Consider the following 26,447-nt stretch of genomic DNA (forward strand, 5'->3'; position numbering starts at 1 on the left):
GCAGCCTCCAGTTGCGTGCCTTCTGTGACTGATTCAATACGCAAGGTAGCGGTATTGGTTGCCAATACTCAACCAGCTTGTGAAAAAGGTGGGTTGTTGGATACTTCGTGGGTCGGCAAGGAGGAGGCTGCATGGGGCTGAGGGCGAACCCGACGTATCGACAGCGACGCTTCGGTGCCGAGGTACGAGCCATGCGTGAGGGCGCAGGGTTCACTGCTGCGCGTGCGGCCGAGGTGATGGGGATGAATGCCTCCCACATCAGTACCGTCGAGGCGGGACGGACGAGCCTGTCTTCAGACAGGTTGAACCGCCTTGCGGCAGCTATTGGTAGCGAAGACTCCACCTATGTCGATGCATTGGCTGAGCTGGGCAGTGCGTCCGGCAAGGGATGGTGGACGGAGTACCGGGACCGAGTGCGCCCCTCGCTCCTGGACCTGGCGGAGTTGGAAGACGGTGCCGCCGAAGTCGTCTGCTATGAGCCGTTCTTCGTGCCTGGCCCGCTCCAGACCGAGTCGTACGCATCGGTGATCCACCGCCAGGGCTATGCGCCGGCGGAGACAGCCGAGCACGACTTGGCGGTCGAGTTCCGCGTCGCCCGTCAGCGGATCCTCCGGGGAGAGAATCCTCCCCGGGTCCACGCCATCGTTCATGAGGCGGCGTTGCATCCGTCGTACGGAGATGGGCGTGTCATGCGCGATCAGCTGGCTCGGCTGATCGAGCTGTCACGTCTGCCTCAAGTCACCGTCCAGGTGCTGCCCTTCGACGGTCCGGTGCCCTTCGGTACGTCCTTCACCATGCTTCTGCCGCCTGTGAAGCGACTCGGCACGGTGGTCGTCGCGCACGTCGAAAGGTCCTTGTATCTGGGTGATGCCGAGGCCCTTGCTCGGTACACCGACCTGTTCGCTAGGCTGCGGAACACGGCCCTCCCGCCTGTAGGCGTGGCCGTACCGCCCGAGGGACACCTGGTGAAGGACTCCTTGGGGCTGATCCAAAGACTCCTCTATCCCCTCCTTTGAGAAGGCGAGCATGACCGGGCTGCGGTGGCAGAAGTCGACCTACAGCGAAGGCGGCGCCGATACCTGCGTCGAGCTAGCCCTCGATGACACCGGCACCGTCCACCTACGCGAGAGCGACACCCCCGGCACCGTCCTCGCCCCCGCTCCGTCCGCCCTCGCGGCGCTGCTCGACGGGATCAAGGGCGGCGGGACGGCCACTCGGCCGTCGTTGTAACTGGTTGAAAGCACGACTGGCGTATGGGCGACAGCCGCAAAGGTGAAGGCCCGCGCCTGGGTGGGCGCGGGCCTTCGTCCCCTGGATCGGACGTTCATGGGCTCGGGTCAATGGGCCGGAAAGTCCGCTCTCTGAGGAGGCGGCTGACGGAAATGGGGTGTTGTCAGGCCGCCGCCTGGGGGTCCTTGGAGAGGCGGGGGGCGGGAACCGTGTCCGTCTCGGGATAGTGGCAGGCGGTGAGGTGGCCGGGCTTGTTGCCCTCGGCCTCGACCAGCGGCGGGGCCTCGCTCGCGCACTTGTCCGTCGCCTTCCAGCAGCGGGTGCGGAAGCGGCAGCCGGAGGGCGGGTTGATCGGGGACGGCACGTCGCCCTTGAGGAGGATGCGCTCACGGGCCGGCACGTCGTCCGCGGTGGCCTCGGGTACGGCGGAGAGCAGGGCCCTCGTGTACGGGTGGCGCGGGTTGCCGTAGAGGTCGTCGCGGTCGGCGATCTCGACGATCTTGCCGAGGTACATGACCGCCACGCGCTGGGAGAAGTGGCGGACGATGGCCAGGTCGTGGGCGATGAAGACGAAGGCGATGCCCAGGTCCTTCTGGACCTTCTGCAGCAGGTTCACGACCTGTGCCTGGATGGAGACGTCCAGCGCGGACACCGGCTCGTCGGCCACGATCAGCTTCGGTTCCAGGGCCAGCGCGCGGGCCACGCCGATGCGCTGGCGCTGGCCGCCGGAGAACTCGTGCGGGAAGCGGTTGTAGTGCTCGGGGTTGAGACCGACGATCTCCAGCAGCTCGCGGACGCGGTTCTCGCGGCCACCCGCCGGGTTGATGTCGTTGATCTCCATCGGACCGGCGATGATCTTGCCGACCGTCTGGCGCGGGTTCAGGGACGCGTACGGGTCCTGGAAGATCATCTGGATCTCGGACCTGATCGGCGCGAGATCCTTGCGGCCGGCGTGCGTGATGTCCTGGCCGCGGTACGAGATCTTGCCGCCGGTCGGCTCCAACAGGCGGGTGATCAGGCGGCCGGTCGTGGACTTGCCGCAGCCGGACTCGCCGACCAGGCCCAGGCTCTCGCCCTCGGCGACCGAGAAGTCGAGCCCGTCGACGGCCTGTACGGCGCCGACCGTGCGCCGGATCGGGAAGCCGCCCTTGATCGGGAAGTGCTTGGTGAGACCGCTGACGTCCAGGAGGGGGTTCGCGTTGCTCATGATGGTGAAGTCCCGTCTCGTGTCCGTCAGTTGTGCCGTGATGCGGCGAAGTCGGCGAAGAATTCCCGGCGCTGGTCCGTCGTGAGGTGGCAGGCGGAACCCCTGCCCTCCACGACCTCCAGCGCCGGCTGCTCGGTGGCGCACAGCCCGCCCGCGACCTTCTCGGCGAAGGTGCACCGCGGGTGGAAGCGGCACCCGGTCGGCGGGTTGAGCAGCGAGGGCGGCGACCCCGGGATCGGCGACAGCGGCACGTCGACCGGGCCGTCCAGGCTCGGCATCGAGTTCATCAGCCCCAGCGTGTAGGGGTGCCGCGGGGCGCGCAGCACCTCCTGCTTGGTGCCGCGCTCCACGCACCGGCCGCCGTACATCACCAGCACGTCGTCCGCGATGTCGGCGATGACCCCGAGGTCGTGGGTGATGAAGACGATCGCCGTGCCGAACTCCTGCTGGAGGTCCTTGAGGAGGTCCATGATCTGCGCCTGGACCGTCACGTCGAGGGCCGTGGTCGGCTCGTCCGCGATCAGCAGCTCGGGGTCGCACACCAGCGCCATGGCGATCATCGCGCGCTGGCGCATACCGCCGGAGAACTGGTGCGGGTAGTCGTCCACCCGCATGTCCGGCTGCGGGATCCCGACCCGCTTCAGCATCTCGATCGCCCGCGTCCGGGCCTCCTGCTTGGAGGCGCCGGTGTGCTTGCGGTACGTCTCACCGATCTGCTTGCCGATGGTGTGGTACGGCGACAGCGAGGCCAGGGCGTCCTGGAAGATCATCGCCATCTTGTTGCCGCGCAGCCGCTCCAGCTCCTTCTCGGAGGCGGTGAGCAGCTCCTTGCCGTCGAGCAGGATCTCGCCGTCGATCGCGGTGCGGGCACGGTCGTGCAGGCCCAGGATCGTCAGGTTGGTGACGGACTTGCCGGACCCCGACTCGCCCACGATGCCGAGCGTCTTGCCCTTGGCGACGTCGAAGCTGAGGCCGTCGACGGCCTTGACGATGCCGTCCTCGGTGGAGAAGTGGACTTTCAGGTCCCTGACGGAGAGGAAGGGCTGCTGATCGGTGCTCGTCACGGGGACGCTCCTGAGGGGGGTGATGCGGGAGTCGCCGGGTGGGGCGGTGGGAGGAACATGGCTGGGGCGGAGGTCAGGCGAGCCGGATCCGCGGGTCGATGAGGGCGTAGACGGCGTCCACGATGATGTTGGCGAAGACGATGCCGGCGGCCGCGACGACCGTGACGCCGAGCAGCATGGGCAGGTCGCTGTCGGTGACCGCGCGGACGGCGAGCGTGCCGATGCCCTGCAGACTGAAGGTCGACTCGGTGATGATCGCGCCGCCGATCAGCGTGCCCATGTCGATGCCGAAGATCGTCACGATCGGACCCATGGCACCGCGCCAGGCGAAGCGGAAGAAGACCGAGCGGCGCGACAGGCCCTTGGCCCGCGCTGTGCGGACGTAGTCCTCGCTCAGCTGCTCCACCAGTTGCGAGCGGGTCATACGGGTGTAGTTGGCCGTGAAGATGATGGACAGCACGAGCCACGGCAGCAGCAGCCCCGAGACCCAGGCGCCCGGATTCTCGGTGAACGGCGTGTACGAGGGCTGGCTGAGGATGCCGGCCTGCTGCACCAGGAAGAACATCGCGATGTAGCCGACGAAGTAGATCTGCATCGACGAGCCGAGAAGCGAGAAGGAGCTGGCGATCTTGTCCAGTGCCTTGCCCTGCTTGACCGCGGCCAGCATGCCCGCGCCGACACCGATGATCAGGAAGAAGAAGGCCGCGCCGAAGGCGAGGGACAGCGTCGTCGGGAAGCGGTCCATGATCGTCTGGAAGACGGGCTCGCTGTTGGTGAACGAGTAGCCGAGGCACGGCGCGTCGCAGTGCCCGACGCCCGTGTACTCACGGCCGACGAAGATGCCCTGCAGCCAGTGCCAGTACTGGACCGGCATCGGGTCGGCGATCCCGAGGTTCTGCCGTACCTGCGCGAGCAGTTGGGCGTCACAGACCTTGCCGCAGGCCATCCGCGCGGGGTCGCGCGGGATGGCGTAGAAGAGGAAGAAGGTGACGGCGCTGATGATCAGCAGAATGACGAGCGCGCCGAGCACTCGACGGACCAGGAAACGGAACATGGGTGAAGGCTTTCCGGACGGGGCGCCGTCGCCGGGGGGTGTGGGGAGCGTGGACGGGGCCGGGGCGGCGGTCGCGAGGACCGCCGCCCCGAGGAAACCTCAGGCCTTGGCGAAGACCTTGCCGATGGCGACGCAGGTGTCACCGGCGTTGTAGATGACACCGCCGACCTTGGAACCGTAGAAGTAGTTGCGGACCGGGTTGTAGTCCGGGACGCAGGCCGCCAGCTCCATGATCTGCTTGTCGATCGCGCCCCAGGCCGCGTTGGCCTTGTCCGCGTCGGTGATGGCGGTGGCAGCGGCGATGGCCTTGTTCACGCTCGTGTTGTTCAGCTGCGACCAGTTGACACCGCCGTCGGCGATCTGGCTGCCGTCCCAGCAGGGCTGGATGACCGCGTAACCGGCCGGCCAGTCCGGGCCCCAGCCCGCGGCGAACATGTCGAACTTGTTGTCCAGCTGGCCGATCTGGCTGTAGAAGGTCGTCTTGTCGACCTGCTGGGTCACCACGTCGAAGCCGGCCTTGGTGAGGGCGGTCTTGATGGTGACGGCCGACTTGACGGCCTGGTCGGACTGCTGGAAGGCGATGACGATCTTCTGGCCCTCGGCACCGGCCTCCTTCAGCAGCGCCTTGGCCTTCTCCGGGTCGCCCATCGGCTTGGTCTTCTTGCCGTACAGGTCGAAGTCCACGTGGCCCGGGGTGAGCGGGCTGATGATCGTGGTGGCGGTCGAGGTGACGGCCGAGCCACCGCGCAGCTGCTTCAGCTGCGCCGCGGGCCACGCCCAGTTGAGCGCCTGGCGGACCTTGACGTCCTTGACGCGGGTCATGTTGATCGCGAAGTAGTAGCAGGTCGTGTCGACCTGGGTCAGCACACGCTTCTTCAGCGTGGCGTCGCCGAGCACCTTCGTGACGCGCTCGGGAGCGACCTCGTTGAGCAGCGAGAGCGAGAACTGGTCGTTGCCGGAGTCCGCGATGTAGCGGTCCGTGGAGGCCAGCGACTGGAAGCCGAACTGCATGACGACCTTGTCCGGGTAGCCGTTGCGGCACGGGTCCTTGGCGGCGTCCCAGTGCTCGTTGCGGACCAGGGTCAGGGACTTGTCGATGCTGCGCGACTGGATCTTGTACGGGCCGCAGGAGTAGGGGCGCTTGTCGTACTTCTTCTGCGTGTCGTGCTTCTTCGGCACGATCGCGAAGCCGCGCATGGCCAGCATGAACGGGAAGTCGGCGTGCGCCTCCTTGAGGCGGAAGGTGATGGTGCTGCCGTCCACCTCGATCGACGACAGGTGCTTGCCGTCGTACGGGCCCTTGTACTTGTCGCCGCCCTCGAGCCAGTTCTGCGGGTAGCGGGGGCCCTCGGTGACGAAGGAGGCGAAGAGGCGCTCGAAGCTGTGGCGGACGTCGTCGACGGTGACGTCGGCGCCGTCCTCCCACTTCACGCCGTCCTTCAGCGTGAAGGACCAGGTCTTGCCGCCGTCCTTCACCGTGCCCGCGTCCGTGGCGAGGTCGCCGACCAGGGTGGTGTTGCCCTTGGCGTCGACCCGGTAGCCGGTCAGACCGCGCAGGAACAGCACCGAACCGGCACCCGTGTACGACGAGTAGATCTGGGCCGGGTCCAGGTGGTCGAAGTCGATCTGGTCGAGCGTGTAGATCGTGCCGCCCTTGACCGCGCCCGGCATCTCCGGGGCGGGGCCCGCGGAGTCGGCCTTGGTGCCGACGTCGATCTTGGCAGCCTTGCCCTGGGGAGCCTTGGTCGCGCTGCCGCTGCCACCATCGGCGTTGCCGCTGCTGCACGCGCTCAGAACGGTGGACGCACCTGCAGCCACGGTGGTGGCTATCAGGAAGTTTCTGCGGGAAAAGGACATGGCTACCTGCCTAGACGTGATGGATGAGAGAGACGGGCTACGAGCTGCCGGCTTCCGGACGACTGTGACCGGGCCGGCGTGTGACTCAGCGCTTGGACTTCGGGTCGAGTGCGTCGCGGACCGAATCGCCGAGGAGGTTGAACGCCAGGACGAAGAGGATCATCGAGACGCCCGGGAAGATCATGAAGGTGATGTCGTCCGTGTAGAACTGCGCACCGCGCTGGATCATCACGCCCCAGTCGGGGGTCGGGTCGATGATGCCGACGCCGAGGAAGGCGAGGCCCGCCTCCGCGGTCACGAAGGCCGGGAGGGCGAGGGTGGACTGGATCAGGATCGGAGTCCACAGGTTGGGCAGCAGTTCCTTGAAGATGATGCGGGCCGGCGAGGCCCCGGTCACCTTCGCCGCCTCCACGAACTCCCGCTCCCGCAGGGCCAGTACCTGGCCGCGCAGGAGGCGGGCGATGGACGCCCAGCCGAAGGCCGTGAGGACGAGGATCAGGCAGGTGGCCCGCAGGGAGGTGGGGATGTCGTCGTCGGGCGCGACGAACACTCCGTACACGACGGGCATGAAGGCGATGAAGAACAGCGTGGACGGGAACGACAGCAGGATGTCGATGACCCGGCCGATGAGGTAGTCGGTCTTGCCGCCGAGGTAGCCGGCGGTGATGCCGATGACCACGCCGATGATCGTGACCAGGACCGTGGTGGCCGTCGCGATCAGCAGCGAGGTGCGGATGCCGTAGAGCAGGAAGGTGAAGACGTCGCGGCCCAGTGCCGGCTCGATGCCGAACCAGAAGTTGCCGTCGATGCCGCCGTTCGGCTTGATGGGGAAGCCGGCCTCGTTGAGCAGGCCGGCCTGTTCCTGGCCGTAGAGCGTGTACGGATCCTTGCCGTACAGGGCGGAGATCAGCGGGGCGCAGATCGCGATCACGAAGAAGAAGATCACGATGTAGGCGGAAATCACGCCCGTCCGGTCCCGCTTGAAGCGGGTCCAGGCGAGGCGGCCGGGGGAGCGGCTCTCGGCGCCCTTGAGGGTGGAGGACGCCGCCGGCTTCTCGACGGTTTCGTCGGTCACCTCGAGCGGGGCAGCCGCAGATGGAGATGGGGGGGTCATGGTGCTCCTGGCCCACGGAAAAGTCTGATGACTCCGCAGGGCACTCCCCTACGGGCTACGCCGGACTTTTTCAACGCAATTCGTTCAAGGTCAATAAAATCTGGGTCGACTTGGGTTTCTCTTTACCTTCTTTACCTCGACATGACCATCCCGTAGCTACGCGTGTAGCGCGCTGTGATCGAGTCGTGTCTTACATCGGACCAACCAGACTATTCAGGCAATGAGTTCGATATACGGACGCCTCAGTGTCGGAATGCGTACACCCAGGGGTCCTTTTCCAACGGTTCGGCATCGCTTGGTGAAGATCCATTGCGCCCTCCGGCGGAGATCCACTGCGCCACCCGCGAAGATCCACTGCTTGAGAAACGGAACGTCCGTTTCGTCGCCCCGACCGGACGCGTGCATCCGGATGACCCCTCCCTCCAAAGGCCCGAGCCGGTGTGCGGCTTCCACTGTTTGCCCCGATATTTACCGATAGCGGATCGGCGTCCGGGCGTCGGTGTCACAAGGCATTCATAGGAGGCACTCCATGCGTGGAACCACGCACGCCAAATGGGTCGCCTGCGCGGCGGCGGCAGCCCTCGCGGCGACGGCTTGCGGGGGCGGGGGGAGCGACAGCGGTGGCGACACCGGCGCGGTGCTCAGTTCCTCCTGGGGAGACCCGCAGAACCCGCTGGAGCCGGCCAACACCAACGAGGTGCAGGGCGGCAAGGTCCTCGACATGATCTTCCGGAGCCTGAAGAGGTACGACCCGGAGACCGGCGAGGCCAAAGACATGCTCGCCGAGAAGATCGACACCACGGACTCGCAGAACTTCACCATCACCGTCAAGGGCGGCTGGACCTTCAGCAACGGCGAGAAGGTCACCGCCAAGTCCTTCGTCGACGCCTGGAACTACGGCGCGAGCCTGAAGAACAACCAGAAGAACGCGTACTTCTTCGGCTACATCGAGGGCTACGACAAGACCCACCCCGAGGACGGCAGCAAGCAGAGCGCCGACACGCTCTCCGGCCTCGAGGTCGTCGACGACACGACCTTCACCGTCAAGCTCAACCAGAAGTTCTCGACCTTCCCCGACACCCTCGGCTATCCCGCCTTCGCCCCGCTCCCTCAGGCCTTCTTCGACGACCACGACGCCTGGGTGAAGAAACCGGTCGGCAACGGGCCGTACACGATCGACTCGTACACCAAGGGCTCGCAGATGTCGCTGCGGGCCTGGGACGGCTATCCCGGCACGGACAAGGCGCAGAACGGCGGCGTGGACCTGAAGGTCTACACCGACAACAACACCGCCTACACCGACCTGATGGCCGGCAACCTCGACCTGGTCGACGACGTGCCCGCCGCCCAGCTCAAGAACGCCAAGAGCGACCTCGGCGACCGGTACATCAACACCCCGGCCGGCATCATCCAGACCCTCGCCTTCCCGTTCTACGACCCCAAGTGGAACAAGCCCGGCATGGAGAAGGTCCGCACCGGACTGTCCCGGGCGATCAACCGCGAACAGATCACCGACACGATCTTCCAGAAGACCCGTACCCCCGCCACCGACTGGACCTCCCCGGTCCTCGGCGAGGAGGGCGGCTTCAAGGAAGGCCTGTGCGGCGACGCCTGCGAGTACGACGCCGACGCGGCCAAGAAGCTGATCGAGGAGGGCGGCGGCCTCCCCGGCGGACAGGTCAAGATCACGTACAACGCGGACACCGGCTCCCACAAGGAGTGGGTCGACGCGGTCTGCAACTCCATCAACAACGCCCTCGACAACGACAAGGCGTGCGTCGGCAACCCGTTCGGCACCTTCGCCGACTTCCGCACCCAGATCACCGACAAGAAGATGCCCGGCCCGTTCCGCGCCGGCTGGCAGATGGACTACCCGCTGATCCAGAACTTCCTCCAGCCGCTCTACTACACCAACGCCTCCTCCAACGACGGCAAGTGGACCAACAAGGAGTTCGACAAGCTCGTCGACGAGGCCAACGCCGAGACCGACACGGCGACGGCGGTGCAGAAGTTCCAGCAGGCCGAGGAGGTCCTCCGGGACGACATGGGAGCCATCCCGCTCTGGTACCAGAACGGCAGCGCCGGCTACTCGCAGCGGCTCTCCAACGTGAAGCTCAACCCGTTCAGCGTCCCCGTCTACAACGAGATCAAGGTCGGCTGAGCGTCCATGGGACGGTACGTCGTCCGGCGGCTGCTCCAGATGATCCCGGTCTTCATCGGGGCCACCCTGCTGATCTTCCTCATGGTGAACGTGATGGGCGACCCCATCGCGGGCCTGTGCGGGGAGCGCCAGTGCGACCCGGCGACGGCCGCCCAGCTGGAGAAGGAGTTCGGCCTCGACAAGCCGGTCTGGCAGCAATACCTGACCTACATGGGGAACGTCTTCACCGGCGACTTCGGCACCGCCTTCAACGGCCAGGAGGTCACCGAGCTGATGGCGACGGCGTTCCCCGTCACCATCCGGCTGACGGCCGTCGCCATCCTCTTCGAGATCGTCATCGGCATCACGCTGGGCGTGATCACGGGCCTGCGTCGCGGCCGGCCCGTCGACACCTCGGTCCTGATGTTCACCCTCGTCGTGATCTCCGTCCCCACCTTCGTCACCGGCCTGCTGCTCCAGCTCCTGCTCGGCGTCGAGTGGGGCTGGATCAAACCGTCGGTGTCGACGGACGCCACCTTCGGCGAGCTGATCGTGCCGGGTCTGGTCCTCGCCTCGGTCTCCCTCGCCTACGTGACCCGGCTGACCCGCACCTCCATCGCGGAGAACAAGCGGTCCGACTACGTCCGTACGGCGGTCGCGAAGGGGCTGCCCCGTCGCAGGGTGATCATCCGGCACCTGCTGCGCAACTCGCTCATCCCCGTCGTCACCTTCATCGGCACCGACATCGGGGCGCTGATGGGAGGTGCCATCGTCACCGAGCGCATCTTCAACATCCACGGCGTCGGCTACCAGCTCTACCAGGGCATCCTCCGCCAGAACACCCAGACCGTCGTCGGCTTCGTGACGGTCCTCGTCCTGGTGTTCCTGGTCGCCAACCTGCTCGTCGACCTCCTGTACGCCGTACTCGACCCGAGGATCCGTTATGCCTGAACCCCGGGAACCCGAAGGCGCGATCGCCGCGACCGGAATGGGCGGTGCCATGGACCTGGCCACGAGTGAGGGCGAGACGCTGGAGCAGCGCCCCGGCGGCCCGGACGGCTCGGGCCCCTTCGACAAGCCCCGCTCCCTCTGGTCCGACGCCTGGCGCGACCTGCGCCGCAACCCGGTCTTCGTCGTCTCCGGCCTGGTGATCCTCTTCCTCGTCGTCATCTCGATCTGGCCGTCGCTGATCGCCTCCGGCAGCCCCCTCAAGTGCGACCTCGCCAAGGCCCAGGAGGGCTCCCAGCCGGGCGCGCCGTTCGGCTACAACGGCCAGGGCTGCAACGTCTACACCCGTACCGTCTACGGCGCCCGTACGTCCGTCACGGTCGGCGTCTGCGCCACGCTCGGGGTGACCCTGCTCGGCTCGGTCCTCGGCGGGCTCGCCGGGTTCTTCGGCGGGTCCTGGGACTCGGTCCTGTCCCGGCTCACCGACGTCTTCTTCGCGATCCCGGTCGTCCTCGGCGGCCTGGTCCTGCTGTCCGTCGTCACCAGCAGCACCGTCTGGCCGGTCATCGGCTTCATGGTCCTGCTGGGCTGGCCGCAGATCTCCCGGATCGCCCGGGGTTCGGTCATCACCGCCAAGCAGAACGACTACGTGCAGGCCGCCAGGGCGCTCGGCGCCTCCAACTCCCGGCTGCTCCTTCGCCACATCACACCCAACGCGGTCGCGCCGGTGATCGTCGTGGCGACCATCGCGCTCGGCACCTACATCTCGCTGGAGGCGACCCTGTCGTACCTCGGCGTCGGGCTGAAGCCGCCGACGGTCAGCTGGGGGATCGACATCTCCTCGGCGTCCGCCTACATCCGGCAGGCCCCGCACATGCTGCTGTGGCCGGCGGGGGCGCTCGCGCTCACCGTGCTCGCGTTCATCATGCTCGGCGACGCGGTGCGCGACGCCCTCGACCCGAAGCTGAGGTGAGCCGCCGTCATGCTGCTCGAAGTGCGTGACCTGCACGTGGAGTTCCGGACCCGGGACGGGGTCGCGCGGGCCGTCAACGGCGTCGACTACGGCGTGGACGCGGGCGAGACCCTCGCGGTGCTCGGCGAGTCCGGCTCCGGCAAGTCGGTCACCGCGCAGGCGATCATGGGCATCCTCGACATGCCGCCGGGGCGGATCACCGGCGGCGAGATCCTCTTCCAGGGCCAGGACCTGCTGCGACTCAAGGAGGAGGAACGGCGGAAGATCCGTGGCGCCGAGATGGCGATGATCTTCCAGGACGCGCTGTCGTCGTTGAACCCCGTGCTCTCCGTCGGCGACCAGCTCGGCGAGATGTTCGTCGTGCACCGGGGGATGTCGCGGAAGGACGCGCGGGCCGAGGCGGTCGAGCTGATGGACCGGGTCCGCATCCCCGGCGCCAGGGAGCGGGTGAAGCAGTACCCGCACCAGTTCTCCGGCGGTATGCGCCAGCGCATCATGATCGCGATGGCGCTGGCCCTCGAACCCGCGCTGATCATCGCCGACGAACCGACGACCGCCCTCGACGTGACCGTGCAGGCCCAGGTCATGGAACTGCTCGCCGAGTTGCAGCGCGAGTACCACATGGGGCTCATCCTCATCACCCACGACCTCGGCGTGGTCGCGGACGTGGCCGACCGGATCGCCGTCATGTACGCGGGGCGGATCGTGGAGTCGGCGCCGGTGCACGACATCTACAAGGCGCCGGCCCATCCGTACACCCGCGGCCTGCTGGACTCCATCCCGCGCCTGGACCAGAAGGGCCACGAGCTCTACGCCATCAAGGGCCTGCCACCCAACCTCATGCACATCCCGCCGGGCTGCGCCTTCAACCCGCGCTGCCCGATGGCCCAGGACGTGTGCCGGACGGACGTACCCCCGCTGTACGAGGTCTCCGACGACCGTGGGAGCGCCTGCCACTTCTGGACGGAGTGCCTGCATGGCTGAGCCGATCCTGGAGGTCAGCGGGCTGGTCAAGCACTACCCGCTCACCACCGGCATCCTCTTCAAGAAGCAGGTCGGCGCGGTGAAGGCGGTCGACGGCGTCGACTTCGCCCTGGGCCGCGGCGAGACCCTCGGCATCGTCGGCGAGTCCGGCTGCGGCAAGTCGACGGTCGCCAGGATGCTGGTCAACCTGGAGAAACCGACGGCCGGTTCGATCAGGTACAAGGGCGAGGACATCGGCAAGCTGTCAGGCCGCGCCCTGAAGGCCGTACGACGCAACATCCAGATGGTCTTCCAGGACCCCTACACCTCGCTCAACCCCCGGATGACGGTCGGCGACATCATCGGGGAGCCGTACGACATCCACCCCGAGGTGGCGCCGAAGGGCGACCGTCGCCGCAAGGTCCAGGACCTCCTCGATGTCGTCGGCCTCAACCCCGAGTACATCAACCGCTACCCGCACCAGTTCTCCGGCGGCCAGCGCCAACGCATCGGCATCGCACGGGGGCTGGCGCTGCGCCCCGAGATCATCGTGGCCGACGAGCCGGTCTCGGCGCTGGACGTGTCCGTGCAGGCACAGGTCATCAACCTGATGGCGGGCCTGCAGCACGAGTTCGACCTCTCGTACGTCTTCATCGCCCACGACCTGTCGATCGTCCGGCACATCTCCGACCGGGTCGGGGTGATGTACCTGGGCCGGATCGTCGAGATCGGCAAGGACGCCGAGATCTACGACCACCCCACCCACCCCTACACCCAGGCGCTGCTGTCCGCGGTCCCCGTCCCCGACCCCGAGGCCCGCGAACACCGGGAACGGATCATCCTCGCGGGCGACGTGCCGTCCCCGACCCACATCCCGTCCGGCTGCCGCTTCCGCACCCGCTGCTGGAAGGCCCAGGAACGCTGCGCACTGGAGGTACCGGCACTGGCGATCCCCGCCGAGTTCCGCCACGCCCCCGGCCCCGCGGCCCACGACTCGGCCTGCCACTTCGCGGAGGAGAAACAGGTCGTGCCGGTGGAGGGGGAGCAGAGCTGACGCCGGCCACGGGCGGGACGTCATGCCCCGACCATAGGGGCCATGCGCCCCCTTGTGCGGCTGTGCACCGACCGATGCGCACGTACGGATAGTTATGGTCAATCGCACGGCCGGGGTAGAACACCGGCAAAGGAAAGGGCCCCCAGCGCGATCGGCTTCCCAACCAACACCGCGCTGAAGGCCCGCCCCCAGGCGAACCTGGAAGGTGATACGGATGACCGTACCTCAGTGTGTGAATGCCCCCGATGACGGTTGGGCACACGGCGCGAACGGGTGGCGCAGGGTCGTCGTCATCGTCACGATCACGGTGATCGTGACGATGTGCGCCGGACTGAGCCCTGAGCGGATCAGCGCGGTGGCGGGACTGCTCATGGCCGTCGGCGTGTTCGTGGGCCGGACAAAAGCCCACGAACCGCGTTAACAAGCAGGCAACTCGGCTGACCCGATCCCGATATACGGACGCGTCAGTCTGAACCGCGTACGGCCGTGCGGGTGCCGTAAACGGGCCGGAGCGCGCCATGTCGCTCCGGCCCGTTGCCATACCCCTCTTACGTCAGCTTCAACGACCGCTTCAGGAAGTCCAGTTGGAGTCGCAGCAGGTTCTCGGCGACGGTTTCCTGCGGGGTCATGTGCGTCACGCCGGACAGTGGCAGTACCTCGTGCGGGCGGCCGGCGGCCAGCAGGGCGGAGGACAGTCGCAGTGAGTGGGCGACCACCACGTTGTCGTCCGCGAGGCCGTGGATGATCATCATCGGGCGGTGCGGTTCCACGGCGTCGACCAGACCGGAGTCGTCGAGCAGGGAGTTGCGGCGGTAGACCTCCGGCTGCTCGCCCGGGTGGCCCAGGTAGCGCTCCTGGTAGTGGGTGTCGTACAGCCGCAGGTCGGTGACCGGGGCGCCGACCACGGCCGCGTGGAAGACGTCCGGGCGGCGCAGCGCCGCGAGCGCGGCCAGGTAGCCGCCGAAGGACCAGCCGCGGATCGCGACCCGGTTCAGGTCGAGCGGAAAGTCGGCGGCCAGGGCCTGGAGTGCGTCGACCTGGTCCTGCAGCACCACCTCCGCGAGGTCGTCCCTGACCGCCTTCTCCCAGGCGGGGGACCGGCCCGGCGTGCCCCGGCCGTCCGCGACGACCACCGCGAAGCCCTGGTCGGCGAACCACTGGGAGGTCAGGTGCGGATTGTGCGCGGCGACCACCCGCTGGCCGTGCGGGCCTCCGTAGGGGTCGAGGAGAACCGGCAGGGGAGTGTCTCCGTGATGGTCCGCGGGGAGAAGAACGGCGCACGGAATTCGACGTGCGCCCCCCTGGGTGAGGGTCACGCGCGGGGACATACCGGGATCTTCGGCGTACGAGATGACCGTCGCCGTCGGCTTCCCGTCGCGCAGTACCTGCGCCCGGGCGCCCGGCCGGTCCAGTGCGGCGGACACCAGCACGGTCACGCCCCCGGCGCGTACCGCCGAGTGCACGCCGGGCTCCTGCGAGACGCGCTCCAGGCCGAGCTCGTTCACCCGGTAGACGTGCACCTCGCCGGTCTCCGGGGCCTCGGCGTCCTCGCCGGCCGACGCCGAGACCAGCACGTCGTCGTCGGAAACGTCCAGCACCGCCCGCACGTGCAACTGGGCGCCCGTCAGAGGCCGTTCACCCACTGCGAGCACTCGTGCGCCCCCCTCGTCGGCGATGCGCACCAACTGCCCGGAAGGGCTCCAGGAGGGCACTCCGGGGAAAAGATCCAGCCAAACTGGATCTTCGTCCGCGTGCACCATCCGGGTCGCGCCCGTCTCCGGATCCACCGCCAGGTACAGCTGACTGCGCTGATCGCGCGCTTGTACGAGCAGCAGTGGCGCACCCGCCGCTGACCAGTGGACATGCGCCAGATACGGGTAACGCGTCCGGTCCCAGGCAACCTCCGTGCGCACCCCGTCCAGAGTGGCCACGAACAGCCGTACGTCCGCGTTGTCGGTGCCGGCCGCCGGATACGCCACGTGGTGTGGTTCACGCTCGGGGTGGGCCGGATCGGAGATCCACCACCGCTGCACCGGCGTGTCGTCCACCCGCGCCACCAGCAGCCGGTCCGACTCCGGCGACCACCAAAAGCCCCGCGAGCGGCCCATCTCCTCGGCCGCGATGAACTCCGCCAGACCGTAGGTGACCTGCTCCGACTCGCGCTCCGCGAGCGCCCGGTCGCCCTCGCCCTCGGCGCCCACGACCCGCAGGGCGCCCTGCGCGACGTACGCGATGTGCCGCCCGTCGGGGGAGGGGCGCGGGTCGATCACCGGTCCGGGTACGGGCAGTTCACGTGCCGTTCCGGCCCGCAGCTCCGCCGCGAAGAGCCGCCCTGACAAGGCGAAAGAGGCCAACTCGACGGCGGCGTCGGTCGCGTAGCCGACGACGCCGGCGCCGCCCTCACGGCTGCGCTCGCGCCGCGCCCGTTCCTCGGGCGAGAGGTGCTCGGGGGCGCCGCCCAGGAGGGCGCGCGGGTCCGCCGCGACGCGCTCCCCGGCGTCCGGGAGATCGAGCACCCACAGTGCGTTGGCCCGGTCCGTTCCGGAGCTCGAACGCAGGAAAACGACACGGGAACCGTCGGGCGCCACGGTGAACGCGCGTGGCGCGCCGAGCGTGAACCGCTGGGTGCGGGCGTGCCGGCGGGGGAAGGAGTCAGGCTCGGTCGTCATGCCCCGACCATATTGGCCGTGCGCCCCCTTGTGAGGCTGTGCGCCGACCGATGCGCACGTACGGATAGTTATGATCACTAGCGCATAGTGGGTATCAACCTGCTGGCCTCTTGTATGGATTTATCTGCCCCCATAGTTCCGTCCCGTCCGATCCCCCACGTCCCTGGGTTCTTTGGAGGTGAGCCGCCGTGGCACTCTCGATTTCGGCGGTGGTGCTGCTGGCGATCGTCGTCTTCCTTCTGATCAAGAAGTCAGGGCTGAAGGGCGGGCACGCGGTCGTGTGCGTCCTGCTCGGCTTCTACCTGGCTTCGTCGACGGTGGCGCCGACGATCAGTGAGCTGACGACGAACATCGCCGGCATGATCGGCAGCATCAAGTTCTGACCAGCCCTTTAGGGTGGGGTCCATGACGGAACTGCCCGCCCGGCGTCTGCTGCTGGTGCACGCGCACCCGGACGACGAGTCGATCAACAACGGCGCGACCATGGCCCGGTACGCGGCCGAGGGCACCCGGGTGACCCTGGTCACCTGCACCCTCGGCGAGCGTGGCGAGGTCATCCCGCCCGGGCTCGCGCATCTGACCGGCGCCGCCCTCGGCGAGTACCGGCTGCGCGAGCTCACGGCCGCCATGCGTGAGCTCGGCGTCGAGGACTTCCGTCAGCTCGGTGGCGCCGGCCGGTACCAGGACTCCGGGATGATGGGCCTCGCCGACAACGACGACCCCGCCTGCTTCTGGCAGGCCGACGTCGACGAGGCGGCGGCCCACCTGGTCGAGGTGATCCGCGAGGTACGCCCGCAGGTCCTCGTCACCTACGACGAGAACGGCGGGTACGGCCACCCCGACCACATCCAGGCACACCGCGTCGCCATGCGCGCGGTCGAGCTCGCCGCCGACGCGGGCATCGCGGTCGCCAAGGTCTACTGGAACCGGGTGCCCCGCTCCCTCGCCGAGGACGCCTTCGCGCAGCTTGAGCGGGACCTGCCCGGCCTTCCCCTCACCAAGGCCGCGGTCGTCGACGACGTACCGGGCGTGGTCGAGGACGAACACATCACCGCCGAGATCGACGGCACCGCGTACGCCGCCGCCAAGGCCGCCGCGATGCGCGCGCACGCCACGCAGATCACGGTGACCGAGCCGTACTTCCTGCTCTCCAACGAACTCGCGCAGCCTCTCTTCACGACCGAGTACTACGAGTTGGTACGTGGCGAGCGGGCGTCCGGCTCACGGGAGAACGACCTTTTCGCCGGTGTCGAGGAGACGTCATGAGCGACCGGACGACTTCCCCGCTGGCCCAGCCCCTGCGGCGGCCCTCCGTCGGACGGGTCGCCGCCCACGTCGGGCTGTTCGTGCTCGGCGCGCTGGTCGGAGTGGCCGGGGCGCTCGTGCAGTCGGGCTGGTTCCCGGGCGGGCTGCTGCTCGCGCTCGTCGCCGAGGCCGGGCTCTGCCTGGGCGGGGCGCGGGCCACCGGCAGCCGGGCCGGGGCCGTCGCGCCCGCCGGTGGCTGGATGCTCGCGGTCATCCTGCTCACCGCCAGCCGCCCGGAAGGCGACTTCGTCTTCGCCGCGGGCAGCGGGTCGTATCTGTTCCTGCTCGGCGGGATGGCTGTGGCTGTGATCTGCGCCACGCTTGCCCAGGGGCGGCAACCGGGCGGTGATGGCGTCCGACTTGGCAAGTGACGTACCACTTCGCCACACGCACTGCGTGGGAGTCCGGTGATGGTTTCCCCGGCGGTCGTGGGATACGCGCCAGAAGTGGCCAGTATGGTGGTGCGCGCCGCCGAGTCGCCCGAGAGAGGTCGTAACGCGGGCGGCGGAGCCAACCGGGAGAACCTGCCTTGAGTCGTGAAACTGACAGTCCGTCCTCCGGGCCCAACGGGCGCGGCGGAGCCGCATACCCCTCGGGCACGCCGCCGTACGGGACGCCCACGGCTTCCGACGGCGGCCCGGACGCGGGCCGTTCGGCCGCGCAGCCGGAGGAACGCAAGACCGAGACCACGCTGACCACCCGGATCCGGATCAACATCCCCGGATCCCGCCCCATTCCGCCGGTCGTCATGCGCCAGACCGTCACCGGGACCGAGGCCGAGGGTGCCGACGACGGCCCGGACGCCGAGGCGTCGGTGCCGGGCGCCGCCCCGCCCACGGGCACCACCGAGTCTCCCGCCGACGCCGGCCCGCCCGGCGACGAGAAGGCGAGCGACTGGTTCGCGCCCCGCAAGTCCGGCCCGGCCAAGGGCAGTCCGGGCGGCGACTCCACCAACGGGGCCGGTCTGCCGGGCGGTTCGGGTCCGGCCGGTGCCGGTGCCGGTGCCGGTGCCGGTGGCGCCGCCGCGGGTGCGGGTGCGCCCGGCGGTACGCGTCCCGGCGGCGCCCGTCCCGGTGGCGTGGTCGGCTCCATGAGCGTGCGGGGAGGCTCCCGGCCCGGCGGTGCGAGCGGCACCGGGACCGGTGGCTCCCGCCCGGGCGGTACGAACGGCTCGGGGCTTCCCGGTGGTGCCACCGGCGGCCCTGTCGCCCCCGGGCACGGCGGCGGCACCGGTTCCTTCGACGTGACCGAGGCGCTGTCCGCGGGCGGCCCCCCGCCCGGCGGCTCCCGCCCCGGTCCGGGCCGCGACGACCTGCCGTACTTCTCGGACAACGGCAACGGCCAGAACGGCGGCAACACTCAGAACGGCAATGGCCAGAACGGCCAGAGCGCTCTGAGCGGTTACGACAATGACCTGAGCGGCTACGGCGGCCAGAGCGGTCCGAACGGACCAAGCCCCTACGGCGGCCAGAGCGGCCCGGGCGGCCCCAGCGGCTTCAACGGCCCGAACGGTCCCGGCGGTCCTGGCGGCCCCGGCCCGCAGGGCCCCGCGGGTCCGACCGGCGGCCCGGTCACCGGCGACGGTTCGCTGGTACCACCCGTCGGAGGGGGACCCGACACCCTCGGCGGCTCCTACGACTTCAACGGACCCGACGGCCTCGGCGGCTCCGGAACCCCCGGTGGACCCGGTGGCCCGGCCGGTCCTCCTGGGACCCGCGGCCCGGGCGGGCCCGGTGGCCCCGGTTCCCCGTCCGGCCCTTCCGGGGGCCGTGGACCGGGCGGCCCTGGCGGCCCCGGCTCTCCCTATGGCCCCTCCGGCCCCGGTGGCCCGGGTGGGCCAGGCGGACCTGGCGGCCCTGGTTCCCCCTCCGGTCCTTCCGGGGGCCGTGGACCGGGTGGCCCTGGCGGTCCCGGCTCTCCCTCCGGCCCCGGTGGCCCCGGCCCCGGTGGCCCCGGTGTGGCGCAGGCCTTCGGCGGTCCTGGAGGTCCCGGAGGCCCGGGCGGTTCCCCCGCCCTCGGAGGCCCCGCCGGACCCGGCAGCGCCCCCCACGCCGGCCGCGGCCCCGCCGGTGGTCTCAGTGACGACACCGCGATCCTCACGCCGCAGAAGCCGGCCCCCGAACCCGGCGGCCACGGCTACGGCGGCGCCGCCGACAACGTCTCCGGGCACACCGTCACCAGCGGTATCCCCGTCGTGCCGTCGGACCGCAACGGGACCTTCCCCCCGGGCGCCCGCACCGACGCCCCGGCCCCGCCCGCCCCGAAGCCCGAGTCCGGCAAGTCGGCGGCGGCCAAGAAGCCCAAGAAGAAGGGCCGCAACAAGCCGGCGCTCCTCGGCGGCCTCCTGATCGTCGTCGCGGCCGGTGCCTACGGCGCCGGGCTCCTGATGAACAGCTCCGACGTGCCCAAGGGCACCACCGTGCTCGGCGTCGACATCGGCGGCGGCACCCGGGACGACGCCGTCGAGAAGCTCAACGAGGCCTTCGACGGCCGGGTGAACAAGGACCTGAAGCTCACCGTCGACGGCAAGACCGTCACGCTCAAGCCGGAACAGGCCGGGCTCCAGTTCGACATGGCGGCCACCGTCAGCGGGGCGGCGAACAGCGACTACAACCCGGTCTCCGTGATCGGCTCGCTGTTCGGCAACCACCGGGTCGTCGACCCGGTGATGCCGGTCGACGAGGAGAAACTGCAGGCCGAACTCCAGGACACCGCCGGCGGCACCGGCTCGGCGACCGACGGCACGATCGAGTTCAAGTCCGGCAAGGCCGTCGCCGTGTACGGCAAGGCGGGCAAGGGCGTCGACGTGGCCAAGTCGACCGCGGCGGTCGAGGAGGCCTACCGGACCCAGGTGGAGACCGGTACGGCCCCCGCGGTGGCGCTCGCGACCACCACCAAGCAGCCGACGGTCTCGAACGCCGAGGTCGACCGGATGATGAAGGAGTTCGCCGAGCCGGCGATGTCCGAGCTCGCTACGGTGCAGACCGACGCGTCTCACAGCATCAACTTCGGCTCCGTGTCACTGCCGAAGATCCTCGGCTTCAAGGCCGTCAACGGCAAGCTCGTGGAGACGTACGACCTCGACGCACTCAAGGAGGCGTACGGCACCACCTTCGCGGGCGTGAAGATCGACGGCGCGAGCGGCAAGCGGGACGTCCTGCCGCAGGACGTCGCCTCCGCGCTGGGCAAGGCCCTGCGTGGCAAGACGACGGCGGAGCGCACCGTGGTCATCGACACCACCCCGAACTAGCGGGGCGCGGTCACGACGAGGGGGCACCCGGCAGCACGCCGGGTGCCCCCTCGTCGTGGCGGCAGGGGACCGCCGTATGACAGCGCCCCGGTGAGGACCGCAAGGGAAAGGGCCGGCGCCGCGTCAGCGGCCGTCCGGCGAGAGTCAGTTCAACATCGCTCGCGCCGCATGGGCCTGCTGTCGCACCCGGGCCGCGGCAGGCTCGTCCACCGCCCCCACCACCTCGGCATACGCCTCCAACTCGGCGGCCCCGTCGACGAAGTCACCCCGCTGCACGAGCAACTGCGCCCGCTCGTACCGCAACCGGGCGGGATGCGAAGGCAACAGCAACGACAACTCCACCGCCCACAACGACACATCCGACCGCTCAGGGCGGGCCGCGGCCCATGCCCTGATGTTGTTCAGGATCCGCAGCACAAGCTCCAAAGGCTCCGCGGGGCCGAGCATCGACGGCTGCAGCGAGGCTCCCGTCGCCCCCGCCACCATCAACTCGGCGTCGCCCCCGGTCAACACCCGCCCCCCGTCGAACGGGTCGGCGAGAACCTGTTCGTCCGGCGGTCCGAAGCCGACGACGAAGTGTCCGGGCAGGGCGACCCCGTAGACCGGTGCTCCCGCCCGCCGCGCCACCTCCATCCACACCACGGACAGCAGGATCGGCAGCCCGCGCCGCCGCCGCAGCACCTCGTGCAGCAGCGAGGACTCCAGCCGCTGGTAGTCGGCGGGGGCGCCGCGGAAGCCACACCGGTCCCCGAGCAGCTCGCGCAGCGACACCGCCCAGGAGCGCGGCCCGCCGGGCCGGAACGGCAGCTGTCCGGCCAGCCGGTCCAGCTCGATCTGCGCGGCGTCCAGGCCCGCCTCGTCGAGCGCCCCGTCCGCCTCCGCGCCCACCAGCAGACACAGCATGGACAGGTCGGGCCGCTCGGAGCGGGCTTCCTGGGCGAACCGGCGGCGCAGTTCGGCGGAGCGTTCGGGGGGCGGGGGGTAGGGGGGACGCATAGCTGGCTCGTGCCCTTTCACGGCGATCGCTACCGGTCGTTCGCTACCGTTCGTTGTCGGCACCCGTGGGGGCGCGGTAGTGGTGGTACGCATGATGCGCCGCGAAGCCCATCCCGGCGTACATCGCCCGCGCACCGGCGTTGTCCGCCTCGACCTGGAGCCACGCCGCCGAGGCGCCCTCGTCGAGGGCCCGCCGGGCGAGCGCGGCCATCACGGCGGAGGCCAGCCCCCGCCGCCGCAGCGCGGGATCCACCTCGACGGCGGCGAAACCGGCCCACCGCCCGTCGACGACACACCGTCCGATGGCGGCGGGCGCGTCGGCACCGGGAACCGTGGCGAACCACACGGAAGGCCCGCTCCCCAGCACCTTCAGGGCCACCTCACTCATCCCCTTGCGCTGATACCGGGCCAGCCAGGCATCGTCCGCCTCCCGGGACAGCACCACCGAGGTGTCCTCCGCGCGGTCGGCGAGCGGAGCCAGTGCCCCGATCCACAGCTCGGCGGTCACCTCCCGGGTCCAGCCCCGCTGCTCCAGCTCCGCGCACAGCAGCTCCTGCGTGCCCTCGGCGCCGGTGGCGGTCTGGACGTAGGCGGGCAGCCCGCGGTCGCCGTACCAGCGTCGTACGGCCGTCAGGGCCGCGTCGAGCGGCATGCCGGGGTCGCCGAGCGGCAGTACCGAGTTGGCCCGGCGCGTGAACCCGGCGGCGGCCCGCAGCTCCCACTCGCCCAGACGCCGGCTCTCCACCGGCCGCCAGGCCCGGGAGGCGACCTGTGCGAGCTCCTCGTACGAGGCCGCCGGACCCCGTCGGCGGGCCGGGGCGGGCGGCACGACCTTGCCCGCGACCAGCGAGGATTCCGGAATCCGGACACTCTCCCCGTCCCGTCGTGTGATCAGCAGCACACCGTTGTCCCATGATGTGAGAACACCCACCGTGTCGGTGAACTTCTCACCGGTCACACCAGGTTCGCCCAGGCGCCGTACGGACACCCGTTTACCCACGTCAGCAGCGCTGATGCGGACCACGAGACGTCCGGTCGGAGATATTTCCACAGGTCGGTCCACCCCTCCTGTTCGGATCATGCCCAGGAACGGAGATACTAGGGGCGGGCATCGACGACGCCGCGCTCCCGCGCGCCAGGCGGCGGAGCCTGAGGAGGCCCGCCAGCGCCCTATCGAGGAGGAACGACAGCGTGACCTACGTCATCGCGCAGCCTTGTGTCGACGTCAAGGACAAGGCGTGCATCGAGGAGTGCCCGGTCGACTGCATCTACGAGGGCCAGCGGTCCTTGTACATCCACCCGGACGAATGCGTCGACTGTGGTGCCTGTGAGCCGGTCTGCCCGGTCGAGGCGATCTTCTACGAGGACGACACTCCGGAGGAGTGGAAGGACTACTACAAGGCGAACGTCGAGTTCTTCGACGAACTCGGCTCTCCCGGCGGTGCCAGCAAGCTGGGGCTGATCGAGCGCGACCACCCCTTCATCGCCGCGCTGCCGCCGCAGAACGGCTGAGAGCGGCCCGCGTCACCAGCGCCGCCTCGGTCCCGTACGGCCTGATCGCCTTGATCATGACCGTCGTACGGGACCGAGGCGTTTGCCGTACCAGAAAGTGAGCCAGACCCGTGTCCGCAGTCTCCGACCGTCTCCCCACCTTCCCCTGGGACAAGCTGGCGCCGTACAAGGCGACGGCAGCGGCGCATCCGGACGGCATCGTCGACCTGTCCGTCGGCACGCCGGTCGACCCGGTCCCCGAGCTGATCCAGAAAGCGCTCATCGCCGCGGCCGACTCGCCGGGCTACCCGACCGTCTGGGGCACGCCCGAGCTGCGCGACGCGATCACGGGCTGGCTGGAGCGCCGCCTCGGCGCCCGCGAGGTCACCCACCGCCACGTCCTGCCGATCGTCGGCTCCAAGGAACTCGTCGCCTGGCTCCCGACCCAGCTGGGTCTCGGCCCCGGCGACCGGGTCGCGTACCCGCGGCTGGCCTACCCGACCTACGAGGTCGGCGCGCGCCTGGCCCGCGCCGCGTACGAGGTCTACGACGACCCGGCCGACCTGGACCCGGCCGGCCTGAAGCTGCTCTGGCTGAACTCGCCGTCCAACCCCACCGGCAAGGTCCTGTCGAAGGCCGATCTGACCCGGATCGTCGCCTGGGCCCGCGAGCACGGTGTCCTGCTCTTCTCCGACGAGTGCTACCTGGAGCTGGGCTGGGAGGCCGACCCGGTCTCCGTCCTGCACCCCGACGTGAACGGCGGCTCGTACGACGGCATCGTCGCCGTCCACTCGCTGTCCAAGCGCTCCAACCTGGCCGGCTACCGCGCCGCGTTCCTGGCGGGCGACCCGGCCGTCCTGGCCCCGCTGCTGGAGATCCGCAAGCACGGCGGCATGATGACGTCCGCGCCCACGCAGGCAGCGGTGGTGGCGGCCCTGGGCGACGACACCCACGTCCGCGAGCAGCGCGAACGCTACGCGGCCCGCCGGACGGTCCTGCGCGAGGCGCTGGTGGGTCACGGCTTCCGCATCGAGCACAGCGAGGCCAGCCTCTACCTCTGGGCCACCCGCGACGAGTCCTGCTGGACCACGGTCGCCCACCTGTCCGACCTCGGCATCCTCGTCGCCCCGGGCGACTTCTACGGCGAGGCCGGCGAGAACTTCGTCCGCGTGGCGCTCACGGCCACGGACGAGCGGGTGCGGGCGGCCGCGGAACGACTGTCGTAACAGGCAGACAGGCAGACAGGCAGAGCGAGCGGACAGGCCAAACGGACACAGCGACGGGGCCCGGGAAACTTCCCGGGCCCCGTCGCCGGTTCCAGCCGAGTGCCTAGCCGAGCGGCAGGCCACCCTTCGCCGGCAGCGAGTCGGCCGCCGGCAGTCCACCCTTGGTGAGGGAGTCCGTGGGCAGCCCGCCCTTCGTCGCCGTCGACGTGGTGTCACCGAGGACGCCCTCGGCGGAGCCCGCCGCGTCGCCCGCGGTCTTCTGGGCGGTGGGCGCCGCCTTCTTCACGGCCTTCTTCACGGCCTTGCCGCCGGTCTTGCCCGCGGTGTCGGTCACGTTCTTGGTCGCATCGTCGACGGTGTTGTCGACGCCCGCCCCGTCCAGGGCGGTCAGCCCGCCGAGGTTCGGGGTGGCCGGCAGCTCGGGGGCCGCACTGGCGGAGCCGGCCGCACCGACCCCGGCAGCCGCTCCCGCAGCGACGAGCAGCGCGGCACGGGCGATCCGTCGGGTCAGGGGGAGGGACATGTTGCTCCTTTGACGGAAGGGAAAGATGAGTGTCCGGACCTGCCCGGCAGTCGACCGACTGGCTGTCGATCGGCTGTTGATCTCCGGGCTCGGACGCAGTGACTACCGCTCGAAGCCCGGGAAGGTTGCGGCGAGCCGACGTAAAGAGTTGGTAATGCGTCGCATTATCGGCTGCGGATAAAAACGGGCAAAAAGTGCCCGGTCCGAAAGTGTGCCGAATCCTTACAGCCCTTTGTTCGCAAGGGTTTCGACGGATACGGGGGCGACGCGACGAAAACCTGCGCACACCCAGGCCCGGGCCCGTCGGACGTAACCCTTCCGAGTGATCGCCCGTACTACTGCGCAGTGACGATGTGGACCGCGCCCGTGGCCCGCTCCGCGCCTTGGGCGCCCTTCCTACCGGCGGCGCGCCATTGGCTGTCCGTGTTCCCGGCCGTCCACTGCCGCCCGGCGTACGAGACCCGTTCGATGTGCAGCGCGGAGGCGTTGGCCACGGCCCAGTGCGCCAGCTGCCAGCCGCGCTGCCCAAGGCTGCGACCGGAGCCGGAGCCCGTCTCGGTCACCGGCAGCGTGACGGTCCGCCCGCCGTCTCCGGTCCCGCTCACGGAGGGCCTCGGCGTGGGAGTCGCCTCGGCGCCCACCTCGGCCGAGGCCGGCTCCAGCACGTCCCGCCCGAAGTCCCGCACGAGCGCCGTGCGCACCGCGTTGCCCCCCGCGGCCTGCGTCGCGGCCGGACGGCCCTCGCAGGTCAGCGTGGCCGGCGACTGCCCGGTGAGGGCGGCGGCGAGCAGCGTGGCGTCCGGTTCGTGCTTGGCGTACGCGGTCGGATAGCCGCTGCGCTGCACCTTCTGCGCGGCGACGGTCAGCGGCAGCTTCGTGTAGTCGGGCACCTTGGCCAGGTGCTTGTAGAAGACGTCCGCCGCGTACGTCGGGTCCAGGATCTCCTTCGGCGTGCCCCAGCCCTGCGAGGGCCGCTGCTGGAACAGGCCGAGCGAGTCGCGGTCGCCGTGGCCGATGTTGCGCAGCGCCGACTCCTGGAGCGCGGTGGCGAGCGCGATCGTCACGGCCCGTTCGGGCATCCCGCGCCCGGTGCCGACGGCCGCGATGGTCGCCGCGTTCACCGCCTGCTCGGGCGTGAACTCGTACGTGGCTCCGTCGCTCTTGCCCGAGACGACCTTGCAGCCGGGTGTGCCCGCTCCTCCGGTGAGGTACTGCACCACGAGGTAACCGGCGACGGCACACATGACCACCAGGGCCGCTCCGAAACGGAAGAGGCGGCCGCGACGCTTGGGAGTGGGGGACAGCTCTGGCACGCGCCACAAGATACTGGAGAGTACTGTGCGGCTGCGCCGGGTGCGGAAAGTCTGTGCGAAGCACCAGCGC

24 protein-coding genes are annotated in these 26,447 nt (G+C 69.6%); 14 read left to right on the forward strand and 10 right to left on the reverse strand.

The window, feature by feature from the left end:
- Window positions 1–131: 131 nt before the first annotated feature.
- Together ACWBNA_RS02855 and ACWBNA_RS02860 are read left to right on the forward strand one after the other, a co-directional pair.
- Complete coding sequence (locus ACWBNA_RS02855; protein ID WP_482701939.1) at window positions 132–1,016, forward strand: helix-turn-helix domain-containing protein; 885 nt, start codon at window positions 132–134, stop codon at window positions 1,014–1,016.
- Between the two features lie 10 nt (window positions 1,017–1,026).
- A complete protein-coding gene (locus tag ACWBNA_RS02860) occupies window positions 1,027–1,230 on the forward strand; it encodes a DUF397 domain-containing protein (RefSeq protein WP_482701941.1) in 204 nt (67 codons plus the stop codon).
- A gap of 163 nt (window positions 1,231–1,393) precedes the next feature.
- Here ACWBNA_RS02860 and ACWBNA_RS02865 read toward each other — a convergent pair whose 3' ends face one another.
- From ACWBNA_RS02865 to ACWBNA_RS02885, 5 genes are all read right to left on the reverse strand, one after another.
- A complete protein-coding gene (locus ACWBNA_RS02865) occupies window positions 1,394–2,437 on the reverse strand; it encodes an ABC transporter ATP-binding protein (RefSeq protein WP_482701942.1) in 1,044 nt (347 codons plus the stop codon).
- Between the two features lie 26 nt (window positions 2,438–2,463).
- The gene (locus tag ACWBNA_RS02870; RefSeq protein WP_482701944.1) at window positions 2,464–3,501 is read right to left on the reverse strand and encodes an ABC transporter ATP-binding protein; all 1,038 of its coding nucleotides are present in this window, start codon (window positions 3,499–3,501) and stop codon (window positions 2,464–2,466) included.
- 73 nt (window positions 3,502–3,574) lie between these two features.
- Window positions 3,575–4,555 carry an ABC transporter permease gene (locus tag ACWBNA_RS02875; RefSeq protein WP_482701946.1) on the reverse strand — a complete coding sequence of 327 codons (981 nt, stop codon included), beginning with the start codon at window positions 4,553–4,555 and terminating at the stop codon, window positions 3,575–3,577.
- A 99-nt stretch (window positions 4,556–4,654) separates the two neighbouring features.
- Window positions 4,655–6,373 (reverse strand): ABC transporter substrate-binding protein, encoded by a 1,719-nt coding sequence (locus ACWBNA_RS02880; protein WP_482701948.1) that lies wholly within the window; start codon window positions 6,371–6,373, stop codon window positions 4,655–4,657.
- 124 nt (window positions 6,374–6,497) lie between these two features.
- Window positions 6,498–7,526: an ABC transporter permease gene (locus tag ACWBNA_RS02885; protein ID WP_482701950.1), complete on the reverse strand. Its 1,029-nt coding sequence runs from the start codon at window positions 7,524–7,526 to the stop codon at window positions 6,498–6,500.
- A gap of 529 nt (window positions 7,527–8,055) precedes the next feature.
- On the opposite strand from ACWBNA_RS02885, the gene ACWBNA_RS02890 reads away from it, so the two are divergent.
- From ACWBNA_RS02890 to ACWBNA_RS02915, 6 genes are all read left to right on the forward strand, one after another.
- Window positions 8,056–9,687 (forward strand): peptide ABC transporter substrate-binding protein, encoded by a 1,632-nt coding sequence (locus tag ACWBNA_RS02890; RefSeq protein WP_482701952.1) that lies wholly within the window; start codon window positions 8,056–8,058, stop codon window positions 9,685–9,687.
- 6 nt (window positions 9,688–9,693) lie between these two features.
- Window positions 9,694–10,617, forward strand: a complete 924-nt coding sequence (locus ACWBNA_RS02895; protein ID WP_482701954.1) for an ABC transporter permease — start codon at window positions 9,694–9,696, stop codon at window positions 10,615–10,617.
- The gene (locus ACWBNA_RS02900) at window positions 10,610–11,587 is read left to right on the forward strand and encodes an ABC transporter permease (RefSeq protein WP_482701956.1); all 978 of its coding nucleotides are present in this window, start codon (window positions 10,610–10,612) and stop codon (window positions 11,585–11,587) included. Before ACWBNA_RS02895 ends, ACWBNA_RS02900 begins: the two co-directional genes overlap by 8 nt.
- A gap of 9 nt (window positions 11,588–11,596) precedes the next feature.
- On the forward strand, window positions 11,597–12,571 hold the full coding sequence (locus ACWBNA_RS02905; RefSeq protein WP_482701957.1) for an ABC transporter ATP-binding protein: 975 nt from the start codon (window positions 11,597–11,599) through the stop codon (window positions 12,569–12,571).
- Window positions 12,564–13,604, forward strand: coding sequence for an ABC transporter ATP-binding protein (locus ACWBNA_RS02910; RefSeq protein ID WP_482701958.1), 1,041 nt, complete (start codon window positions 12,564–12,566; stop codon window positions 13,602–13,604). The genes ACWBNA_RS02905 and ACWBNA_RS02910 overlap by 8 nt, the downstream gene beginning before the upstream one ends.
- A 214-nt stretch (window positions 13,605–13,818) precedes the next feature.
- The gene (locus ACWBNA_RS02915; RefSeq protein ID WP_482701960.1) at window positions 13,819–14,025 is read left to right on the forward strand and encodes a hypothetical protein; all 207 of its coding nucleotides are present in this window, start codon (window positions 13,819–13,821) and stop codon (window positions 14,023–14,025) included.
- A gap of 127 nt (window positions 14,026–14,152) precedes the next feature.
- Here the strand turns inward: ACWBNA_RS02915 and ACWBNA_RS02920 are convergent, their stop codons facing one another.
- Complete coding sequence (locus tag ACWBNA_RS02920; RefSeq protein WP_482701962.1) at window positions 14,153–16,273, reverse strand: S9 family peptidase; 2,121 nt, start codon at window positions 16,271–16,273, stop codon at window positions 14,153–14,155.
- 188 nt (window positions 16,274–16,461) lie between these two features.
- On the opposite strand from ACWBNA_RS02920, the gene ACWBNA_RS02925 reads away from it, so the two are divergent.
- The 4 genes from ACWBNA_RS02925 to ACWBNA_RS02940 all read left to right on the forward strand — a co-directional run bounded on the left by ACWBNA_RS02925 (window position 16,462) and on the right by ACWBNA_RS02940 (window position 20,828).
- On the forward strand, window positions 16,462–16,656 hold the full coding sequence (locus ACWBNA_RS02925; protein ID WP_053749487.1) for a hypothetical protein: 195 nt from the start codon (window positions 16,462–16,464) through the stop codon (window positions 16,654–16,656).
- A 22-nt stretch (window positions 16,657–16,678) separates the two neighbouring features.
- The gene (mshB, locus tag ACWBNA_RS02930; protein ID WP_482701965.1) at window positions 16,679–17,539 is read left to right on the forward strand and encodes an N-acetyl-1-D-myo-inositol-2-amino-2-deoxy-alpha-D-glucopyranoside deacetylase; all 861 of its coding nucleotides are present in this window, start codon (window positions 16,679–16,681) and stop codon (window positions 17,537–17,539) included.
- Complete coding sequence (locus ACWBNA_RS02935) at window positions 17,536–17,949, forward strand: DUF6113 family protein (RefSeq protein WP_482701967.1); 414 nt, start codon at window positions 17,536–17,538, stop codon at window positions 17,947–17,949. Before mshB ends, ACWBNA_RS02935 begins: the two co-directional genes overlap by 4 nt.
- Window positions 17,950–18,107: 158 nt before the next feature.
- Entirely contained in the window at window positions 18,108–20,828 is a 2,721-nt protein-coding gene (locus tag ACWBNA_RS02940; protein WP_482701969.1) for a peptidoglycan binding domain-containing protein, read from the forward strand.
- Window positions 20,829–20,972: 144 nt separating this feature from the next.
- On the opposite strand, the gene ACWBNA_RS02945 is transcribed toward ACWBNA_RS02940, so the two are convergent.
- Together ACWBNA_RS02945 and ACWBNA_RS02950 are read right to left on the reverse strand one after the other, a co-directional pair.
- On the reverse strand, window positions 20,973–21,824 hold the full coding sequence (locus tag ACWBNA_RS02945; RefSeq protein ID WP_482701971.1) for a transglutaminase family protein: 852 nt from the start codon (window positions 21,822–21,824) through the stop codon (window positions 20,973–20,975).
- Between the two features lie 43 nt (window positions 21,825–21,867).
- Window positions 21,868–22,875 (reverse strand): GNAT family N-acetyltransferase, encoded by a 1,008-nt coding sequence (locus tag ACWBNA_RS02950; protein ID WP_482701973.1) that lies wholly within the window; start codon window positions 22,873–22,875, stop codon window positions 21,868–21,870.
- A gap of 140 nt (window positions 22,876–23,015) precedes the next feature.
- Here ACWBNA_RS02950 and fdxA point away from each other — a divergent pair, with 140 nt between their 5' ends.
- Together fdxA and ACWBNA_RS02960 are read left to right on the forward strand one after the other, a co-directional pair.
- Window positions 23,016–23,336 carry a ferredoxin gene (fdxA, locus tag ACWBNA_RS02955; protein ID WP_010474859.1) on the forward strand — a complete coding sequence of 107 codons (321 nt, stop codon included), beginning with the start codon at window positions 23,016–23,018 and terminating at the stop codon, window positions 23,334–23,336.
- A gap of 110 nt (window positions 23,337–23,446) precedes the next feature.
- Entirely contained in the window at window positions 23,447–24,541 is a 1,095-nt protein-coding gene (locus ACWBNA_RS02960; RefSeq protein ID WP_482701975.1) for a bifunctional succinyldiaminopimelate transaminase/glutamate-prephenate aminotransferase, read from the forward strand.
- A gap of 103 nt (window positions 24,542–24,644) precedes the next feature.
- On the opposite strand, the gene ACWBNA_RS02965 is transcribed toward ACWBNA_RS02960, so the two are convergent.
- Both ACWBNA_RS02965 and ACWBNA_RS02970 read right to left on the reverse strand, forming a co-directional pair.
- On the reverse strand, window positions 24,645–25,064 hold the full coding sequence (locus tag ACWBNA_RS02965) for an ATP-binding protein (RefSeq protein WP_482701976.1): 420 nt from the start codon (window positions 25,062–25,064) through the stop codon (window positions 24,645–24,647).
- Between the two features lie 335 nt (window positions 25,065–25,399).
- Entirely contained in the window at window positions 25,400–26,377 is a 978-nt protein-coding gene (locus tag ACWBNA_RS02970) for a VldE C-terminal domain-containing protein (RefSeq protein ID WP_482701978.1), read from the reverse strand.
- Window positions 26,378–26,447 lie beyond the last annotated feature (70 nt).

The sequence above is a fragment of the Streptomyces sp. Q2 genome (genome assembly GCF_056820935.1).

Coding starts and splice junctions, on each gene's coding strand:
- mshB (WP_482701965.1), top strand. CDS start 16,679: ATGACGGAACTGCCCGCCCGGCGTCTGCTGCTGGTGCACGCGCACCCG.
- ACWBNA_RS02935 (WP_482701967.1), top strand. CDS start 17,536: ATGAGCGACCGGACGACTTCCCCGCTGGCCCAGCCCCTGCGGCGGCCC.
- ACWBNA_RS02920 (WP_482701962.1), bottom strand. CDS start 16,273: ATGACGACCGAGCCTGACTCCTTCCCCCGCCGGCACGCCCGCACCCAG.
- ACWBNA_RS02905 (WP_482701957.1), top strand. CDS start 11,597: ATGCTGCTCGAAGTGCGTGACCTGCACGTGGAGTTCCGGACCCGGGAC.
- ACWBNA_RS02855 (WP_482701939.1), top strand. CDS start 132: ATGGGGCTGAGGGCGAACCCGACGTATCGACAGCGACGCTTCGGTGCC.
- ACWBNA_RS02865 (WP_482701942.1), bottom strand. CDS start 2,437: ATGAGCAACGCGAACCCCCTCCTGGACGTCAGCGGTCTCACCAAGCAC.
- ACWBNA_RS02890 (WP_482701952.1), top strand. CDS start 8,056: ATGCGTGGAACCACGCACGCCAAATGGGTCGCCTGCGCGGCGGCGGCA.
- ACWBNA_RS02885 (WP_482701950.1), bottom strand. CDS start 7,526: ATGACCCCCCCATCTCCATCTGCGGCTGCCCCGCTCGAGGTGACCGAC.
- ACWBNA_RS02875 (WP_482701946.1), bottom strand. CDS start 4,555: ATGTTCCGTTTCCTGGTCCGTCGAGTGCTCGGCGCGCTCGTCATTCTG.
- ACWBNA_RS02895 (WP_482701954.1), top strand. CDS start 9,694: ATGGGACGGTACGTCGTCCGGCGGCTGCTCCAGATGATCCCGGTCTTC.
- ACWBNA_RS02900 (WP_482701956.1), top strand. CDS start 10,610: ATGCCTGAACCCCGGGAACCCGAAGGCGCGATCGCCGCGACCGGAATG.
- ACWBNA_RS02910 (WP_482701958.1), top strand. CDS start 12,564: ATGGCTGAGCCGATCCTGGAGGTCAGCGGGCTGGTCAAGCACTACCCG.
- ACWBNA_RS02965 (WP_482701976.1), bottom strand. CDS start 25,064: ATGTCCCTCCCCCTGACCCGACGGATCGCCCGTGCCGCGCTGCTCGTC.
- ACWBNA_RS02860 (WP_482701941.1), top strand. CDS start 1,027: ATGACCGGGCTGCGGTGGCAGAAGTCGACCTACAGCGAAGGCGGCGCC.
- ACWBNA_RS02915 (WP_482701960.1), top strand. CDS start 13,819: ATGACCGTACCTCAGTGTGTGAATGCCCCCGATGACGGTTGGGCACAC.
- ACWBNA_RS02945 (WP_482701971.1), bottom strand. CDS start 21,824: ATGCGTCCCCCCTACCCCCCGCCCCCCGAACGCTCCGCCGAACTGCGC.